This window comes from Pseudomonas sp. UW4 (assembly GCF_000316175.1).
In the GTDB taxonomy this organism is placed as follows: domain Bacteria; phylum Pseudomonadota; class Gammaproteobacteria; order Pseudomonadales; family Pseudomonadaceae; genus Aquipseudomonas; species Aquipseudomonas laurylsulfatiphila.
The window spans coordinates 1,477,742-1,494,311 of sequence record NC_019670.1 but is presented as its reverse complement, the minus strand read 5'-3'; the positions used below and the strand labels follow the sequence as shown (position 1 = coordinate 1,494,311).

Annotated in this window: 17 protein-coding genes and 1 riboswitch; of the genes, 9 read left to right on the top strand and 8 right to left on the bottom strand. The window is 60.7% G+C overall.

Annotated elements, in window-relative coordinates; translation table 11 throughout:
- Window positions 1-5: 5 nt before the first annotated feature.
- Window positions 6-587: an RNA polymerase sigma factor RpoE gene (gene rpoE / locus PPUTUW4_RS06535; RefSeq protein ID WP_003172477.1), complete on the bottom strand. Its 582-nt coding sequence runs from the start codon at window positions 585-587 to the stop codon at window positions 6-8.
- Window positions 588-1,139: 552 nt separating this feature from the next.
- Here rpoE and nadB point away from each other — a divergent pair.
- Entirely contained in the window at window positions 1,140-2,756 is a 1,617-nt protein-coding gene (gene nadB / locus PPUTUW4_RS06530) for an L-aspartate oxidase (protein ID WP_015093911.1), read from the top strand.
- Here nadB and PPUTUW4_RS06525 read toward each other — a convergent pair.
- Window positions 2,725-3,177 (bottom strand): protein YgfX, encoded by a 453-nt coding sequence (locus tag PPUTUW4_RS06525; RefSeq protein ID WP_015093910.1) that lies wholly within the window; start codon window positions 3,175-3,177, stop codon window positions 2,725-2,727. The genes nadB and PPUTUW4_RS06525 overlap by 32 nt on opposite strands.
- On the bottom strand, window positions 3,161-3,415 hold the full coding sequence (locus tag PPUTUW4_RS06520) for a succinate dehydrogenase assembly factor 2 (RefSeq protein ID WP_007979797.1): 255 nt from the start codon (window positions 3,413-3,415) through the stop codon (window positions 3,161-3,163). The genes PPUTUW4_RS06525 and PPUTUW4_RS06520 overlap by 17 nt, the downstream gene beginning before the upstream one ends.
- Window positions 3,416-3,564: 149 nt before the next feature.
- Here PPUTUW4_RS06520 and PPUTUW4_RS06515 point away from each other — a divergent pair, with 149 nt between their 5' ends.
- Both PPUTUW4_RS06515 and PPUTUW4_RS06510 read left to right on the top strand, forming a co-directional pair.
- Window positions 3,565-4,506, top strand: a complete 942-nt coding sequence (locus PPUTUW4_RS06515; RefSeq protein ID WP_015093909.1) for a folate-binding protein YgfZ — start codon at window positions 3,565-3,567, stop codon at window positions 4,504-4,506.
- A 34-nt stretch (window positions 4,507-4,540) separates the two neighbouring features.
- Complete coding sequence (locus tag PPUTUW4_RS06510; protein WP_015093908.1) at window positions 4,541-5,362, top strand: HDOD domain-containing protein; 822 nt, start codon at window positions 4,541-4,543, stop codon at window positions 5,360-5,362.
- 116 nt (window positions 5,363-5,478) lie between these two features.
- On the opposite strand, the gene PPUTUW4_RS06505 is transcribed toward PPUTUW4_RS06510, so the two are convergent.
- Both PPUTUW4_RS06505 and PPUTUW4_RS06500 read right to left on the bottom strand, forming a co-directional pair.
- Window positions 5,479-6,867, bottom strand: a complete 1,389-nt coding sequence (locus PPUTUW4_RS06505) for a sensor histidine kinase (RefSeq protein WP_015093907.1) — start codon at window positions 6,865-6,867, stop codon at window positions 5,479-5,481.
- Window positions 6,860-7,531 carry a response regulator gene (locus tag PPUTUW4_RS06500; protein WP_007979804.1) on the bottom strand — a complete coding sequence of 224 codons (672 nt, stop codon included), beginning with the start codon at window positions 7,529-7,531 and terminating at the stop codon, window positions 6,860-6,862. The genes PPUTUW4_RS06505 and PPUTUW4_RS06500 overlap by 8 nt, the downstream gene beginning before the upstream one ends.
- 442 nt (window positions 7,532-7,973) lie before the next feature.
- Between PPUTUW4_RS06500 and PPUTUW4_RS06495 the strand changes: the two genes are divergently transcribed.
- Genes PPUTUW4_RS06495 through PPUTUW4_RS06480 form a run of 4 tightly spaced genes read left to right on the top strand, consistent with a single transcriptional unit; the run spans window position 7,974 to window position 12,011 of the window.
- Window positions 7,974-8,951 carry a tripartite tricarboxylate transporter substrate binding protein gene (locus PPUTUW4_RS06495; RefSeq protein ID WP_015093906.1) on the top strand — a complete coding sequence of 326 codons (978 nt, stop codon included), beginning with the start codon at window positions 7,974-7,976 and terminating at the stop codon, window positions 8,949-8,951.
- A 58-nt stretch (window positions 8,952-9,009) separates the two neighbouring features.
- Window positions 9,010-9,468, top strand: a complete 459-nt coding sequence (locus tag PPUTUW4_RS06490) for a tripartite tricarboxylate transporter TctB family protein (RefSeq protein WP_015093905.1) — start codon at window positions 9,010-9,012, stop codon at window positions 9,466-9,468.
- Window position 9,469: 1 nt separating this feature from the next.
- Complete coding sequence (locus tag PPUTUW4_RS06485) at window positions 9,470-10,984, top strand: tripartite tricarboxylate transporter permease (protein ID WP_008050724.1); 1,515 nt, start codon at window positions 9,470-9,472, stop codon at window positions 10,982-10,984.
- Window positions 10,977-12,011 carry an AbrB family transcriptional regulator gene (locus PPUTUW4_RS06480; RefSeq protein WP_015093904.1) on the top strand — a complete coding sequence of 345 codons (1,035 nt, stop codon included), beginning with the start codon at window positions 10,977-10,979 and terminating at the stop codon, window positions 12,009-12,011. The genes PPUTUW4_RS06485 and PPUTUW4_RS06480 overlap by 8 nt, the downstream gene beginning before the upstream one ends.
- Before the next feature lie 100 nt (window positions 12,012-12,111).
- Here PPUTUW4_RS06480 and ung read toward each other — a convergent pair whose 3' ends face one another.
- Window positions 12,112-12,804, bottom strand: coding sequence for a uracil-DNA glycosylase (gene ung / locus PPUTUW4_RS06475; RefSeq protein WP_008050720.1), 693 nt, complete (start codon window positions 12,802-12,804; stop codon window positions 12,112-12,114).
- A 132-nt stretch (window positions 12,805-12,936) separates the two neighbouring features.
- Between ung and PPUTUW4_RS06470 the strand changes: the two genes are divergently transcribed.
- Window positions 12,937-14,049, top strand: a complete 1,113-nt coding sequence (locus tag PPUTUW4_RS06470) for an enoyl-CoA hydratase/isomerase family protein (RefSeq protein WP_015093903.1) — start codon at window positions 12,937-12,939, stop codon at window positions 14,047-14,049.
- Between the two features lie 99 nt (window positions 14,050-14,148).
- Here the strand turns inward: PPUTUW4_RS06470 and PPUTUW4_RS06465 are convergent, their stop codons facing one another.
- On the bottom strand, window positions 14,149-14,616 hold the full coding sequence (locus tag PPUTUW4_RS06465) for a hypothetical protein (protein WP_015093902.1): 468 nt from the start codon (window positions 14,614-14,616) through the stop codon (window positions 14,149-14,151).
- Between the two features lie 167 nt (window positions 14,617-14,783).
- Window positions 14,784-15,047, bottom strand: a complete 264-nt coding sequence (locus PPUTUW4_RS27820) for a hypothetical protein (RefSeq protein ID WP_083884538.1) — start codon at window positions 15,045-15,047, stop codon at window positions 14,784-14,786.
- Window positions 15,048-15,330: 283 nt separating this feature from the next.
- Window positions 15,331-15,431, top strand: a riboswitch (guanidine-I (ykkC/yxkD leader).
- A gap of 60 nt (window positions 15,432-15,491) precedes the next feature.
- On the opposite strand from PPUTUW4_RS27820, the gene PPUTUW4_RS06460 reads away from it, so the two are divergent.
- Window positions 15,492-16,559: a putative urea ABC transporter substrate-binding protein gene (locus tag PPUTUW4_RS06460; protein WP_015093900.1), complete on the top strand. Its 1,068-nt coding sequence runs from the start codon at window positions 15,492-15,494 to the stop codon at window positions 16,557-16,559.
- Window positions 16,560-16,570: the final 11 nt, after the last annotated feature.

The following is a 16,570-nucleotide window of genomic DNA, read 5'->3' as shown; positions in this document are numbered from 1 at the left end:
TGTCTTTAGTTTTCCTGCAACAACGGCTGCAGGGCTTTGTCGATGGCCTCCCGGGCGCGGAAAATCCGGGAGCGCACGGTGCCTACCGGACATTGCATGACGCTCGCAATGTCCTCGTAACTCAGACCATCAAACTCACGTAAAGTTAAAGCCGTACGCAAATCTTCCGGCAGTTGCTGAATGGTTCGATGGACAGTGCCTTCGATCTCATCCCGCAGCAAAGCCCGTTCTGGCGACTCGAGATCCTTGAGGCCATGATCGCCATCGTAGAACTCTGCATCTTCGGAACTGACATCGCTATCCGGCGGCCGACGGCCGCGTGAAACCAGATAGTTTTTCGCCGTGTTGATGGCGATGCGGTAAAGCCACGTATAAAACGCGCTGTCTCCGCGAAAATTTCCAAGTGCACGGTACGCCTTGATAAAGGCTTCTTGTGCCACATCCTGGGCTTCATGGGTGTCGTGCACAAAACGCACGATCAACCCGAGAATTTTGTGCTGGTATTTCAGCACTAGCAGATCGAAAGCACGCTTGTCGCCGCGCTGAACGCGTTCGACCAGTTGCTGATCCTCTTCCTGGGTTAGCATGAACACTCCTCGATGAGCTCGGAGGAGGCTTGCAGAAGTAAACCACCAGACTTGCAACCATAGACTCGGGCTTTTCGCAAAAGTTCTCCCCCTCCAGGCAAGTTTCCTGCGGGCTCTGATTTGGCACGCACGAAAAGCGCAGCGCGAGTGGGCCCGGCTGCGCGAATAATCTTGTCATCGGATTCTTCGCCAGGGATCGAACTGCAATCCTGTACTGAATCCGACGCTGTCCCTTGTTTCAGGCAACGGTCTATTGATCTTGGCACTTTGGCAAAAGTTCCAAATATTTATAGCTGCGCCGAACCGACATTGTGCAACCGTGAAGCGAAAAAGACTGTTAAATCGGCGATACAGTCATTCTCGCGCGCCATGGACAGAAAACCATCCGACGAAGCGCCCGACATTTTGCGTCACAGTAGTTTCACAATGCCATGCTGGCTCGGGTATTGTGCCGTCCCCCCCCTCTATATACTAGTGGGCTGTGCGGCTGACTTGACTCGCCAGTCCAGCTGCGCCACCCCCGACCCGGGTCGCTTTGAGCGGAATCCTGAAATGAGCCAACAGTTTCAACACGATGTTCTGGTAATTGGCAGCGGTGCTGCCGGCTTGAGCCTTGCGCTGACCTTGCCCGGTCATTTGCGCATTGCCGTATTGAGCAAAGGCAACCTCGCCAATGGCTCGACGTTCTGGGCCCAGGGTGGTGTTGCCGCCGTGCTGGACGACACCGATACCGTTGAATCCCATGTCGATGACACACTCAATGCCGGCGGCGGCCTGTGCCATGAAGACGCGGTGCGCTTTACCGTCGAGCACAGCAAGGAAGCGATTCAATGGCTGATCGACCAGGGCGTGCCTTTTACCCGCGATGAACAGTCGGGCAATGAAGATGGCGGGTTCGAATTCCACCTGACCCGCGAAGGCGGTCACAGCCATCGGCGCATCATCCACGCCGCCGATGCCACGGGCGCTGCCATTTTCACAACCCTGCTCGAGCAGGCCAGGAAACGACCGAACATCGAACTGCTGGAGCAGCGGGTTGCGGTAGACCTGATCACCGAGAAACGCCTGGGACTCGAAGGTGATCGCTGCCTCGGTGCTTATGTGCTCAATCGCGGCACCGGCGAAGTCGATACCTATGGCGCCCGCTTTGTGATCCTCGCCTCCGGCGGAGCGGCCAAGGTTTACCTGTACACCAGTAACCCCGACGGCGCCTGCGGCGATGGCATCGCCATGGCCTGGCGCTCAGGCTGCCGGGTGGCGAACCTGGAGTTCAACCAGTTTCACCCCACCTGCCTGTATCACCCGCAGGCCAAGAGTTTCCTGATCACCGAAGCCCTGCGCGGCGAGGGTGCCCACCTCAAGCTGCCCAACGGCGAGCGCTTCATGCAGCGTTTCGATCCACGGGCAGAACTGGCGCCACGGGACATCGTCGCCCGGGCCATCGACCATGAAATGAAACGCCTGGGTATCGATTGCGTTTATCTGGACATCAGTCACAAGCCCGAGGCCTTCATCAAGACGCACTTCCCGACGGTGTACGAACGCTGCCTGGAATTTTCCATCGACATCACCAAACAGCCGATTCCGGTGGTCCCGGCGGCGCACTACACCTGCGGTGGCGTGATGGTCGATCAACAGGGCCGCACCGACGTGCCGGGGCTGTACGCCATTGGCGAAACCAGTTTCACCGGCCTGCACGGCGCCAACCGCATGGCCAGCAACTCGCTGCTTGAATGTTTCGTTTATGCCCGCTCGGCGGCCACGGACATTCTCGAACAGTTGCCCCGGGTTCCAATGCCCGCCCCCCTTCCCGCCTGGGATGCGAGCCAGGTTACCGATTCCGATGAAGACGTGATCATTGCGCACAACTGGGATGAGCTGCGGAGGTTCATGTGGGACTACGTTGGCATCGTGCGCACCAACAAACGCCTGCAACGGGCACAACACCGCGTACAACTGTTGCTGGATGAAATCGACGAGTTCTACAGCAACTACAAGGTCAGCCGGGATCTGATCGAGCTGCGCAACCTGGCCCAGGTGGCCGAGCTGATGATTTTGTCAGCCATGGAGCGCAAGGAAAGCCGTGGCCTGCATTACACCCTCGACTACCCGGACATGTTGCCGGTCGCGCTGGACACTATTCTGGTGCCGCCCACCTACGTCGGCTGAATTTGAGCCGGACCCGCAGGCGTCGGTGCACATCCGCCGCCTGCGCATCCCGAGGCACGCAAATGGCCCTGACCCGGCGCTCGCCCCGCAGACGGAAACGCAAGACCACCACCAACGGCAGCGCCAGGCTGTCCGGCCTCAGCTGCACGGGCTGCCAACCCTTGGCCCGACTCCACAACTGCCAGCCATCGGCATCGCGCCGCAAGCCGCAAAAGGCTTGCGGATGGGTCAGCAGGATTTGCCGGGGCAACAGCCAGAAGCCGTGAGCCAAGCACAGCACGATGCCGAGCGCGCTGGCCCAGAGCGGAATCGACAATAAAAACAACGAACCCAGCGCGAACAGCTGGGCCAGCAGATACGCCGCCAGCAACTGCCGTGAGGCATGCCAGCGGCATTCGAACGAATTACTTGGGCTGGACACGATCCAGGATCATGCGAACCATGCGTTGCAGCTCGGGATCTTCCGATTCGCTGCGTTCCATGAACCAGCCGAACATGTCCTGATCCTCACACGTCAGCAGTCGGACGTACAACGCGCGATCCACCTCGTTGAGCGTTGCGTAAACCTCTTTCGTGAACGGTACCAGCAACACGTCAAGCTCAAGCATGCCACGGCGGCTGTGCCAAAAGAGGCGGTTCAGTTCAACATCTTCGACCATGGAGCGCTCCTCAAATAGGCCGCAAGTATACAGGCCCGCGCACCGTCGAACAGTCGGCTTTGGTCGGGCACCGGTGATCCTTTGTGAACTACCCATTTCGAAGGCGGCCCCTTATGATGTCCACCAGACTTTTTACCCTGCGATGACCCATGGCCGATTCTGCTTTTTTCTGCACCCTTTCTCATGAAGGTGTTCTCGCGGTCCGCGGCGCGGACGCCAGCAAATTCCTGCAAGGCCAACTGACCTGCAATCTCAACTATCTGAGCGATTCCCGGGCCAGCCTCGGTGCGCGCTGCACGCAGAAAGGCCGGATGCAATCGAGTTTCCGCATCCTGCTCGAAGGTGATGGCGTGGTCCTGGCCATGGCCACCGAATTGCTCGAACCGCAACTGGCGGACCTGAAAAAATACGCGGTGTTTTCCAAATCGAAACTGACCGACGAGAGTGCCGCCTGGGTCCGCTTCGGCATTGACCATGGCGACGCCGCACTGGCCAGCCTCGGCCTGGACCTGGCGGCAGAAACCGACAGCGTCGTGCGCAGCGATGGACTGATCGCCATCCGTGTTTCGCCGCAACGCGCCGAGTTGTGGGTCGCCGCAGGTCTTGCCGATGCGGTCAAAAGCAAGCTGTCGGCGGTGCTGAGCGAAGGTGACCTGAATCAATGGTTGCTGGGCCAGATACGTGCCGGGATCGGCCAGGTCATGCCCGGCACCCGCGAGTTGTTCATCCCGCAGATGCTCAACCTGCAAGCGGTCGGTGGCGTGAGTTTCAAGAAAGGTTGCTACACCGGCCAGGAAATCGTCGCGCGCATGCAATACCTGGGCAAACTCAAGCGTCGCCTGTATCGCCTGCAACTGGCGGCCGGCGAGCTGCCGGAACCGGGTATCACGCTGTTCTCCCCGACCCATGGCAGCTCTATCGGCGAAGTGGTGCTGGCTGCCCGCGCCGGGCAAGGCATTGAGCTCCTGGCGGTGTTGCAAGCCGAAGCGGCAGACAGTGGAGACATCCACCTGGGGGCGCTCGAAGGGCCGTCCTTGCAGCTGCTCGACCTGCCTTATGAACTGGATCGCGATCGCGAAATCCAGCAATAACGGCAGCACTTGGCGCAACACCCAGAGAGACTAAATGAGCGAACTGGCGGAAAAGGTCCAACAGGATTTGGTTGAGGCCATCAATAACGATGACCTGGTTCTGCCAACGTTACCGGAAGTGGCCCTGCAAATTCGCAAGGCCGCGGAAAACCCGGAAGTCAGCGTCAGTACCCTGAGCAAAGTGATCGGCCGTGATACCGCGCTGTCGGCGCGCCTGATCAAAGTGGTCAACAGCCCGCTGTTGCGCGCGACCCAGGAAGTGACCGACCTGCACACCGCGATCACTCGCCTGGGCATCAACTACAGCTGCAATCTGGCGATCGGCCTGGTCATGGAGCAGATTTTCCACGCCCGCTCCGACGTGGTGGAACAGAAAATGCGCGAAGTCTGGCGCAAAAGCCTGGAAATCGCCGGCGTCAGCTATGCCCTGTGCCGCAGCTACACCCGGCTCAAGCCCGACCAGGCTGCTCTTGGCGGGCTGGTGCATCAAATCGGCGTGCTGCCGATCCTGACCTACGCCGAAGATCACTATGAATTGCTGTCCGACCCGGTCAGCCTCAACCATGTGATCGACCGGATTCATCCGCTGATCGGCGAAAAACTGCTCAAGGTCTGGGACTTTCCCGACATGCTGGTGCAGGTACCGCAGCTCTACCTGAATTTCAAACGCCAGTCGGCGCAGATCGACTATGTGGATCTGGTGCAGGTGGCCAGCCTGTATTGCTTCCGGGACACCGAACATCCGCTCGCCACTCTCGATGCCTTGACTGTACCGGCCTTCAGGACGCTCGGAGTCGACTTTGACGACGAGGCGATGTGCGCCGACCTGGAAGAAACCCGCACGATGTTTTACTGATCAAGGACTGCTTCGCCCCCTTCGCGAGCAGGCTCGCTCCCACATTGGATCTATGCAACACCACAAATCCCTGTGGGAGCGAGCCTGCTCGCGAAGGGGCCTGAACAGACGCTGCATCACTCCCCTGCAACAAAGCTCACCCGCACCTTCAACCCCGCCCGCTCTCCATCATGCAGGCTGATCTGCGCCAGATGCGCGCGGCAGATTTCGCCGACAATCGCCAAACCCAACCCTGAGCCAGCCACTTGCTGATTGCGCCGGTAAAAACGCTCGAATACCCGGTCACGCTCCTCAAGAGGAATACCGGGGCCATCATCTTCGACTTCCAGCACGGCGGGGGCCGAGACTCGCAGAATCACATTGCCGCCCGGCGGCGTGTGAGCCAGTGCGTTATCCACCAGATTGCTCAGCAGTTCGTTCAACAGCGTCGGCTCGCCCCGCAACCAGACGGGTTCATCCGCTTCCAGCGCCAGCGCGATGCCGCGCTTGTGGGCCAACGGCGCCATGGCCATGCCCAGCTCCCGGGCCAATTGACTGAGGTCGAGCAACTGCGCGCCACCCTCGGCAATCGCCCGGGCGCCATTTTCGACCCGTGCCAGGGAAAGCAACTGATTGGCCAGGTGGGTCAAGCGGTCAGTGCCCTGGGCGGCGGTCTCCAGCGTGCTGCGCCAGGTATCGGGCTCGGATGAGCGCATGCCCAGCTCCAGTCGCGCCTTGAGGGCTGCCAATGGCGTGCGCAGCTCGTGGGCCGCATCGGCAATGAATTGCGCCTGCTTCTCGAACTGTCCACGCAGACGCTCGGTAAAGTGATTGAGGGCGCGCACCAGCGGCCACAATTCGCGCTGCACTTCCACCAATGGCAAGGGGCGCAGATCGTCCGGCTGGCGCTCTTCCACCGCCGTGCGCAGGCGCTCCAGCGGGCGCAACGCGGCACTCACCGCAAACCACACCAGCATCAACGCACCGATTGCCAGCATGCCCAGGCGCAGCAAGGTATCCGCCGCCAGACTGCGGGCCATGCTGACGCGCGCCTCATCGGTTTCCGCCACGCGGATTTCCGCCATGCCGTTCATGTTGGGCTCGCTCACGGGCTTGAGCAGGCTCACCACGCGCACGTTCTGCCCGCGGTACTGGGCGTTGTAGAAGCGCGCCAGCGCCGGGTAATCATCGGTGCGCGGCGTTCCCGGCGGTGGCGCGGGCAGGTTTTCGTAACCGGAAATCAGCTTCTGATTGATGTCATTGACCAGGTAGAAAATTCGCCCGGCACTGTCGTAGGCAAAGGTATCGAGGGCCACGTAGGGCACGTCGGCACTCAGGGTGCCGTCGCGCTGGGAAACGCCGGCGGCGATGGTGCGCGCCGAGGCCAGCAAGGTCCGGTCATAGGCCGTGTCGGCGGCTTCACGACCGTTCCAGTAGGCGCTCAACCCGCTGGCCAGCATCAACACCACCAGCAACAGCGCCAGGTTCCACAACAACCGCCAGCGCAAGCTGCTGGGCTTATGCATCGCGGCTTTCCAGCAAGTAACCGAGGCCACGGAAGGTCACGATGGCGACCGGCTGGCCGTCAAGCTTCTTGCGCAGGCGGTGCACGTAGATTTCGATCGCATCGGGACTGGCCTCTTCATCCAGACCGAACACTTGCGACGCCAGTTGCTCCTTGCTCATCACCCGACCGGGGCGTGCGATCAGGGCTTCGAGTACCGCCTGTTCGCGGGAGGTCAGGGTCAGCAATTCTTCACCGAGGGTGAAACGCCGGGTTTCCAGGTCATAGGCCAGCACACCACAACGCTGGATACGTTCACCGCCCAGCACACTGCGGCGCAGCAACGCCTTGACCCGGGCTTCGAGTTCGGTCAGTTCGAACGGCTTGGCCAGGTAATCGTCGGCGCCGAGGTTCAGGCCATGGACCCTATCCTTGACGTCACTGCGGGCGGTCAGCATCAACACCGGGAGGTTCTTGCCCCGCGCCCGCAGGCGCGCCAGCACTTCGAAACCATCCATGCGCGGCAAGCCGACATCGAGGATCGCCATGGCGTATTCCTCGCTGCCCAGCGCCAGGTCGGCGGCCACGCCATCGTGCAGAACGTCCACAGTCAGCCCGGTGCTCTTGAGCGCCTGGGCGACACTTTCGGCGAGCTGCAAATGGTCTTCGACGAGCAGGACACGCATGGATCTATACCTCGTTCAGGGATGGCCGACGCCATTCTTTGGCGCGGAGTTTACAGCCGCAATCACCGCTGTGAAGCCCGAAAAACCGTGAAAGCCCGCTGAAAGGTTAGCGAAAGGTTGGGTCGTTAGAGTCGCCCCACGGATGGTTTCGACTGCAGACCATCGAATCGTAGTTTGAAAACGTGCTTTGACATGTAACTACCGAAAAACGCCTCGAAGCGTTTTCGCCAATAAAAACAATAAACGAGGTACTGCACCATGCTGTCCACACAGCTTCAGGCTTGCCCGCCCCGCCCTTTCTCTCGCTCCCCGATTTTTACGCTTGCCAGCGCCGAAGCCGGCTGCCCGTCGTTCGATCCGTGCGGATTCGAACACGCCAGCACCGCGCGAAATCGTCGCACCTGAATCATCCCCAAAAACAAAAACTCCACTGGAGACAAAAATGAATCGTTCAATGCGCCGTTTCGCCCTCGCCGCTAGCTGTGTGCTATTCGCCGGCCAACTCATGGCCGAGCCTAAACGCCCGGAATGCATCGCCCCGGCCTCGCCCGGTGGTGGTTTCGACCTGACCTGCAAACTGGCGCAAAGCGCGCTGGTCAACGAAAAACTGCTGACCAAACCGATGCGGGTGACCTACATGCCCGGCGGTGTCGGCGCGGTGGCGTACAACGCGGTAGTCGCCCAGCGTCCGGCCGATGCCGGTACGTTGGTGGCCTGGTCCAGTGGTTCGCTGCTGAACCTGGCCCAAGGCAAGTTCGGTCGTTTCGATGAAAGCAATGTGCGCTGGCTGGCCGCCGTCGGCACCAGCTACGGCGCTATCGCGGTGAAGAGCGATTCGCCCTACAAGACCCTCGACGATCTGGTCCAGGCACTGAAGAAAGATCCGAGCAAAGTGGTGATCGGTTCCGGCGGCACCGTCGGCAGCCAGGACTGGATGCAGACCGCGCTGATCGCCAAGGCCGCCGGGATCAATCCGCGTGACCTGCGTTACGTCGCCCTCGAAGGTGGCGGCGAGATCGCCACTGCCCTGCTCGGCGGTCATATCCAGGTTGGCAGTACCGACATTTCCGACTCCATGCCGCACATCCAGAGCGGTGACATGCGCCTGCTGGCGGTGTTCTCCGACAAGCGTCTGGACGAGCCGGAAATGAAGAACATCCCGACTGCCCGCGAACAAGGCTACGACATCGTCTGGCCGGTGGTTCGCGGCTTCTACCTGGGGCCGAAGGTCAGCGACGAGGACTACGCCTGGTGGAAGGACTCCTTCGACAAACTGCTGGCTTCACCGGAGTTCGCCAAGTTGCGCGACCAGCGTGAACTGTTCCCGTTCGCCATGACCGGCCCGGAGCTGGACACCTATGTGAAGAAACAGGTCGCGGACTACAAAGTGCTGGCCAAAGAGTTCGGCCTGATCCAGTGATCGCCTCTGTCTAGCGGCTGCGACTCCGTTTGGCGGAGTCGCGGCACAGGAGTTTCACATGCTCTTACAACGCATTTTTGCTTCGGTGCTGTTGCTGGCCTGTCTCAGCCTGGTGCTGATGGCCTTGCCCTATCAGGCACCTTTTTCCTACGAACCGATCGGCCCACGCGCGTTCCCCCTGTTGATGCTGGGGCTGATGGGCCTGGCGCTGGTTTACATGGTGTATCGGCCCTCGCCGATCAAGCACACCGATGATGATCCGCCGATGGATCGCGAGACCCTGACCAAAATTGGTGTTTGCGTGCTGTTGCTGCTGGTCTTCGCCGGGCTGTTCGAACCGCTGGGTTTCATCCTCAGCAGCATGCTGGTTGGCATTCCAATGGCTCGCCTGTACGGCGGGCGCTGGCTGCCGGGCGTGATCATCATCAGCCTGATGAGCGTCGGCCTGTACCTGCTGTTCGACAAAGTCATGGACGTGCCACTGCCTCTGGGCCTGCTCGACGTACTGGAGAACTGATATGGATACGCTTGGTTACTTGAGTCACGGCTTCGGCGTCGCACTCACCCCTTACAACCTGGTGACCGCTCTCAGCGGCACGCTGATCGGTACGGTCGTCGGCCTGCTTCCGGGGCTGGGCCCGATCAATGGCGTGGCGTTGTTGATCCCGATCGCTTTCGCCCTCGGCCTGCCACCGGAGTCGGCGCTGATCCTGCTGGCCGCGGTTTACCTGGGTTGCGAATACGGCGGTCGTATCAGTTCAATCCTGCTGAACATCCCGGGCGAAGCTTCCACCGTCATGACCACCCTCGATGGCTACCCGATGGCCCGCCAGGGTCTGGCCGGTGTGGCGTTGTCGTTGTCGGCGTGGAGTTCGTTCATCGGCGCCTTCATTGCGACCTGCGGGATGGTCGTGTTCGCGCCGATGCTGGCGAAATGGGCGATTGCCTTCGGTCCGGCGGAGTATTTCGTACTGATGGTGTTCGCCATTGTCTGCCTTGGCGGCATGGCGGGTGACAGGCCGCTCAAGACGTTCATCGCGGCGCTGATCGGCCTGTTCCTGTCGACCGTCGGCATTGATGCCAACAGCGGCGTTTACCGTTTCACCGGGGACAACATCCACCTCACCGATGGCATTCAATTCGTGGTCCTGGTGCTGGGCCTGTTTTCCATCAGCGAAATTCTCCTGCTGCTGGAAAAAACCCACCGTGGCCAGGAAGCCTTCCAGGCCACCGGCCGGATGCTGTTCAACTTCAAGGAAGCCGCTTCGGTGTTCTGGGTGAACATGCGTTGCGGTGTGCTCGGTTTCATCATGGGCGTGTTGCCGGGTGCGGGCGCAACACTGGCCAGCGCCGTGGCCTACATGACCGAGAAACGTATCGCTGGCCCAAGCGGAAAATTCGGACAAGGCGACAAGCGTGGCCTGGCTGCACCGGAAACCGCCATTGGCGCAGAAGCGTGCGGTGCACTGGTGCCGATGCTGACCCTTGGCGTTCCCGGCTCGGGCACCACGGCCGTGATGATCGGCGCGTTGTCGCTGTACAACATCACGCCAGGCCCACTGCTGTTTCAACAGCAACCGGACATCGTCTGGGGCCTGATCGCTTCGTTGTTCATCGCCAACATCATGCTGGTGATCCTCAACATTCCGATGATCCGGATCTTCACCAAAATCCTTGCCGTACCGAACTGGGCGCTGGTGCCGATGATCGCAATCATCACCGCCATTGGCGTGTACGCCGTGCATGCCACGACCTTCGACCTGTTCCTGATGATCGGCATCGGCATCTTCGGTTACATCCTGCGCAAGCTGGACTTCCCGTTGTCCCCGGTTTTGCTGGGTTTCATCCTCGGTGGCTTGATGGAACAGAACCTGCGTCGGGCGCTGTCGATTTCCAACGGTTCGCTGGATATTCTCTGGTCGAGCGGTATCACCGTCGGTGTCTGGGGGTTGATCGTGGTCATGTTGCTGGTGCCCATTGTGCGTATCTGGCGTAAACGTTCGGTTACCCGGCGCGTTATCGCCGATGTCTGATCGAACACCTTTCAAAGCCTGGTGGGGAACCCCGCTGGTCGGCCTGCTGGGCGGTTACCTCGCCAGCCAGGTCGGCTGGCCTTTGCCGTGGATGGTCGGCTCGTTGCTGGCGATCATCCTCGTGCGCTGCCTGACCCCCTGGCAACTGGCCGAAATCCCTGGCGGTCGCAAGTGCGGCCAGTGGATCGTCGGCATCGGTATCGGTCTGCACTTCACCCCGCTGGTGATGGAGCAGGTGCTCAGTCATTTCGGTCTGATCTTCTTCGGTGCGTTGGTCACCAGCCTGTCCGCAGTGGTCGCCGTGTGGCTGATGCGCCGCACCGGTGAAGATCGCGCCACCGCGTTCTTTTCCAGCATGCCCGGCGGTTCCGGGGAGATGGTCAACCTCGGCGCGCGCAATGGTGCGGTGCTCAGCCGTGTCGCGGCGGGGCAAAGTTTGCGGGTGTTGGTGGTGGTGCTGTGCGTACCGGCGGCCTTCAAGTATTTGCTGGGTGACGGTGCGCCGATTTCCCACGCGGGCAGTATCGATTGGCGCTGGCTGGCGGTGCTGTTTCCTGCTGGCGCATTGGCGGCGTGGATCTGGGAACGCCTGCGTCAACCCAACCCCTGGCTGTTCGGGCCTTTGCTGGTCAGTGCGGCGGTCAGCATCGGCTGGGATCTGCACATCGGCTTGCCCAACGGCGGCAGCCAGATCGGCCAGTGGTTGATCGGCAGCGGTCTGGGCTGTCACTTCAACCGGCAGTTTTTCCGGCGTGCGCCATCGTTCATGGGCCGCACCTTGATCGGCACGGTGCTGTCCATGCTGATTGCGACTGCCGCAGCACTGGGCTTGAGTGCGCTGACCCACCTGGATCTGCGCTCACTGACATTGGGCATGATGCCGGGCGGTATTGCCGAGATGAGCCTGACGGCGGAGACCCTGCAATTGTCGGTGCCGCTGGTGACGGCGATGCAGGTGATGAGGTTGTTGTTTGTATTGTTTCTGGCGGAGCCGTTGTTCAAGTACTGGAATCGCAATCTGGAGTAAGACCGAGTCGACTTCATCGCGAGCAGGCTCGCTCCCACAGGGTTCGCGTGATCCCTGTGGGAGCGAGCCTGCTCGCGAAGGGGCCAGCCCCGTCAACACATCAAACCGGCGGCAACCGCCACTCGATCGGCGTCTCGCCATTCTGCTCCAGAAACTTGTTGGTCCGGCTGAAATGCCCGCAACCGAGGAAGCCGCGATAGGCGGACAGCGGTGACGGGTGCACCGAGGTCAGCACCAGGTGCTTGGTCGCATCGATCAGCTTCTGCTTGCTCTGGGCATGGGCGCCCCACAGCATGAACACCAGGTGCGGCTGCTGCTGGCTGACCACTTCAATGACCCGATCGGTGAAAAACTGCCAGCCCTTGTCCTTGTGGGCATTGGCGTTGGCGCGTTCGACGGTCATGGTGGTGTTGAGCATCAGCACGCCCTGATCGGCCCAGCTCTGCAGGTAGCCATGGTTGGGGATGTCGATGTTCAGGTCGCGCTTGAGCTCTTTATAGATGTTCACCAGCGACGGTGGCGCCGGTACGCCAGGTTGCACCGAGAAGCACAAACCGTGGGCCTGGCCCGGGCCGTGATAGGGATCCTGACCGAGGATCACCACCTTGACCTTGTCCAGCGGCGTGGAATTGAGCGCGTTGAAAATCATCGGCCCCGGCGGATAGATCTCCTTGCCGGCCGCCCGTTCCTGTTGCAGGAAGTTTCGCAACTCTGCCATGTAAGGCTGGTCGAATTCGGCACGCAGTGCCTCCTTCCAGCCCGGTTCGAGTTTGATACGGTCGTCAGCAGTCATGGTTACATCCGGCAAAAACAATGGGGCGAACCCTAGGAAAGCTCACCACGCTTGTCAATTGATCTGATACAGATCCGGCACTTTCCCACACAGCGATCATACTTAACCCTCAAATTCCCGATCGAGGTCACGATGAATCTGCACTTCGAAGAACTCACCGGCACCGACGGCGCACGCATCGGCATCGCCAGTCTGGATGCCGAAAAGTCCCTGAACGCCCTGTCCCTGCCCATGATCAACGCCCTGCGCGACCGCATGGAAGCCTGGGCCAAGGACCCGCAGATCGTCTGCGTCCTGTTGCGCGGCAATGGCGCCAAGGCCTTTTGCGCCGGCGGTGAAGTGCGCAGCCTGGTGCAAGCCTGTCGCGTCCATACGGGTGAAGTACCGCCACTGGCTGCGCAGTTTTTTGCGGCGGAGTATCGCCTGGACTTCAAACTGCACACCTACCCCAAGCCGTTGATCTGCTGGGGGCACGGCTATGTGCTTGGCGGCGGCATGGGACTGTTGCAAGGAGCGAGCACCCGTATCGTCACGCCGAGCAGCCGCCTGGCCATGCCGGAGATCAGCATCGGCCTGTACCCGGATGTTGGCGCCAGCTGGTTCCTGTCGCGCCTGCCCGGCAAGCTCGGGTTGTTCCTGGGCCTGACCGGCGCGCACATGAACGGCCGCGATGCCATCGATCTGGACCTGGCGGATCGTTTTATGCTCGATGAGCAGCAGCCGAAGTTGATCGAAGGCCTGCTGCAACTGAACTGGCAGGAACAGACACCCATGCAGCTCAACAGCCTGCTCAAGGCCTTGCAGCAGGAAGCCGTGGCGCAGATGCCCGAAGCCCAGTGGCTGCCACGTCGTCGTCAGATCGACGAGCTACTGGATGTCAGCGATGTGCGTTGCGCCTGGAAGGCCATCAGCGCCCTGCGCGACCACAGCGACCTGTTGCTCAGCCGTGCGGCCAGGACCCTGAGTGAAGGCGCGCCGCTGACCGCGCATCTGGTATGGGAACAGATCATCCGGGCCCGGCACCTGTCGCTGGCCGAAGTCTTCCAGATGGAATACACCCTGAGCCTCAACTGCTGCCGTCATCCGGAATTCAGTGAAGGCGTGCGTGCGCGGTTGATCGACAAGGACCAGAAGCCGCACTGGCACTGGCCGGACATCAACAACGTGCCGGATGCGGTGGTCGAGGCGCATTTTCACAAGGCCTGGGAAGGTCGGCATCCGCTGGCGGATTTGTCCGAATACTGAACAAACTGTGGGAGCGAGCCTGCTCGCGAAGACGGAGTGCCTGACACACCGCCATCGCGAGCAGGCTCGCTCCCACAGGTTTGACATTTGACTGACAGATTAGCGGTGGCCGCCCCGCCCGTTGCGATAGCCGCGACCGTTACCGCGATAGTCGTTGTTCCAGTTCCCGCGGTTACGGCCGTCCCAGCCATGGTTCTGATGCGTGCGGTAGTCGCCCCGCGACGGCTGATAATAACGAGTGGCCGACTGGGAATGGCGCGACGATTGATGCATCCGCGGCTGCGAGTAATAGCGCGACGGTTGATATATCCGCGGCTGTGAGTAATAGCGCGGTGTCGGCTGGTAATACCGCGCTGGAGGCACGTAGTACCGGGGCGGCGGTGTGTAGTAACCGCCACCATTGGAGTAGTAGGAACTCCCTGCGGCGTAATAGGTTGGCGATGGCGAGGTATAGACCTCGGAACTGTAGTAACTGCCTCCTTCATCGTAGTAAGGCACGCACCCACCAAGGGACAATCCCAACACTGCTAGCAGTAGAATTCGGCGCAGCTTTTTTTGACAGAGCATGGCGGCCTCCTGGACCGCGGATGAGCCACACCAGCGACGCTGGCAGGCGACAGTCAAATGTTCGGTGACTGTCGAAAGATCAGACACCGGATTCGGAATCTGGTGCGTCACTGAAACAAGTAGAAACATCTGCCCGATGAAAGGTTTTTCATCCATTCACGCCCTGATCAACGGTGTCCACCACGATGTCCACCGCCATGGTATCCACCGCCATGATGTCCACCACCGTGACCACGGTAGTAACCATTCCCGCCGTAGTAATAGGCGCGATAACCACCGTAATAGCGCGGACCGTAGTAACCGTAGTAATAGGGCGAGTAATAGCCGGGGTAGTAATAAGATCCCCCGTAGTAATCGGCAGGACCGTCGTAGTAGTAGCAGCCAGACAATCCGAGACCGAGCACTGCTCCCAACAACAATCGACGTAACATGGCGGCCTCCGTAAAGACCTGTGACAGCAGTCGGCACACACCGGCTGACACCTGTTTGGACTGGCAATCCCCTGCCAAGTGCGATGTCGCACCCACCTTCTGATCAGCGGCGGACAGGTTCCAATGCGGTGCACCCGCGCACCATCACAAGGCAGTACGCCTTTCCAATCAACACCGTCGACCTCCCCGTCGCCCGAGCTAGAGCGCTCGGGCCAACTTGGCACGCCTCTCGCTTTAACAACCCCGTGCAGGAGTCACTACAGGTTCGCGGCACCACAATTTGCAAATGGCTGACTAGGGTTCCGGCTCGCAATCGCGAGTGACTGGTCCGAGAGTTGGCGACCTCCAGTTGAGGTTACACGGCGGGACAAAAGCCCGGGAGACAAGCCACCGTTAGCGGTGCCGCTGCCGTCCTGTCCGTCCTTGATCAACTGGAGAACCACCATGTCCCAGCTTCGTTTACCCGCCCTGCTCGCCGCTGCGTTCGCAGCCCTCGTGAGCTTCTCGTCCCAGGCTGCCCAGAAAGACCACTTCAGCGTGTGCTGGACCATCTACGCCGGCTGGATGCCGTGGGAGTACGCCGGCAGCCAGGGCATCGTCGACAAATGGGCGAAGAAGTACGGCATCCAGATCGATGTGGTGCAGCTCAATGACTATGTCGAATCGATCAACCAGTACACCGCCGGCCAGTTCGACGGCTGCACCATGACCAACATGGACGCGCTGACCATTCCGGCCGCCGGCGGCGTCGACAGCACCGCGCTGATCGTCAGCGATTTCTCCAACGGCAACGACGGCATCGTGCTCAAGGGCGAAGGCAAGACAGTCGCCGACCTCAAGGGCATGGACGTCAACCTGGTGGAGCTCTCGGTCTCCCATTACCTGCTGGCCCGCGCGCTGGATTCGGTGGACCTCACCGAGAAAGACCTGAAAGTGGTCAATACCTCCGACGCCGATATCTCGGCCGCCTTCAACACCGAACAGGTCAACGCCGTCACCACCTGGAACCCGATGCTCTCGGACATCAAGGCCAAGCCCGCGGTGACCGAAGTGTTCAATTCGAGCCAGATCCCCGGCGAAATCATGGACATGATGGTGGTCAACAGCGCCACCCTCAAAGACAACCCGGCCCTGGGCAAGGCACTGACCGGTGCCTGGTTTGAAGTGGTCGAGTTGATGAACGCGAAAAACGCCGCCGGCAAAGCCGCGCTGGAACACATGGCCAAGGCCTCGGGCACTGACCTGGCGGGTTTCCAGGCGCAACTGGACACCACCCGATTGTTCGCCACGCCCAAGGAAGCCCTGGCGTTCAGCACCAGCAAGCAACTGCCGGAAACCATGCGCAAAGTCGCCGAGTTCTCCTTCCAGCACGGCTTGCTGGGTGAGGGCGCCAAGGACACCAGCGCTGTCGGCATGGCCTTCGCCAACGGCGTGACCAGCGGCGACAAAGGCAACCTCAAGCTGCGTTTCGACCCGAGCTACGTGCAGATGGCCGCCGACGCCAAGCTGTAATCAGGAGAACC

Coding starts and splice junctions, on each gene's coding strand:
- rpoE (WP_003172477.1), bottom strand. CDS start 587: ATGCTAACCCAGGAAGAGGATCAGCAACTGGTCGAACGCGTTCAGCGC.
- nadB (WP_015093911.1), top strand. CDS start 1,140: ATGAGCCAACAGTTTCAACACGATGTTCTGGTAATTGGCAGCGGTGCT.
- PPUTUW4_RS06520 (WP_007979797.1), bottom strand. CDS start 3,415: ATGGTCGAAGATGTTGAACTGAACCGCCTCTTTTGGCACAGCCGCCGT.
- PPUTUW4_RS06515 (WP_015093909.1), top strand. CDS start 3,565: ATGGCCGATTCTGCTTTTTTCTGCACCCTTTCTCATGAAGGTGTTCTC.
- PPUTUW4_RS06510 (WP_015093908.1), top strand. CDS start 4,541: ATGAGCGAACTGGCGGAAAAGGTCCAACAGGATTTGGTTGAGGCCATC.
- PPUTUW4_RS06505 (WP_015093907.1), bottom strand. CDS start 6,867: ATGCATAAGCCCAGCAGCTTGCGCTGGCGGTTGTTGTGGAACCTGGCG.
- PPUTUW4_RS06500 (WP_007979804.1), bottom strand. CDS start 7,531: ATGCGTGTCCTGCTCGTCGAAGACCATTTGCAGCTCGCCGAAAGTGTC.
- PPUTUW4_RS06495 (WP_015093906.1), top strand. CDS start 7,974: ATGAATCGTTCAATGCGCCGTTTCGCCCTCGCCGCTAGCTGTGTGCTA.
- PPUTUW4_RS06490 (WP_015093905.1), top strand. CDS start 9,010: ATGCTCTTACAACGCATTTTTGCTTCGGTGCTGTTGCTGGCCTGTCTC.
- PPUTUW4_RS06485 (WP_008050724.1), top strand. CDS start 9,470: ATGGATACGCTTGGTTACTTGAGTCACGGCTTCGGCGTCGCACTCACC.
- PPUTUW4_RS06480 (WP_015093904.1), top strand. CDS start 10,977: ATGTCTGATCGAACACCTTTCAAAGCCTGGTGGGGAACCCCGCTGGTC.
- ung (WP_008050720.1), bottom strand. CDS start 12,804: ATGACTGCTGACGACCGTATCAAACTCGAACCGGGCTGGAAGGAGGCA.
- PPUTUW4_RS06470 (WP_015093903.1), top strand. CDS start 12,937: ATGAATCTGCACTTCGAAGAACTCACCGGCACCGACGGCGCACGCATC.
- PPUTUW4_RS06465 (WP_015093902.1), bottom strand. CDS start 14,616: ATGCTCTGTCAAAAAAAGCTGCGCCGAATTCTACTGCTAGCAGTGTTG.
- PPUTUW4_RS27820 (WP_083884538.1), bottom strand. CDS start 15,047: ATGTTACGTCGATTGTTGTTGGGAGCAGTGCTCGGTCTCGGATTGTCT.
- PPUTUW4_RS06460 (WP_015093900.1), top strand. CDS start 15,492: ATGTCCCAGCTTCGTTTACCCGCCCTGCTCGCCGCTGCGTTCGCAGCC.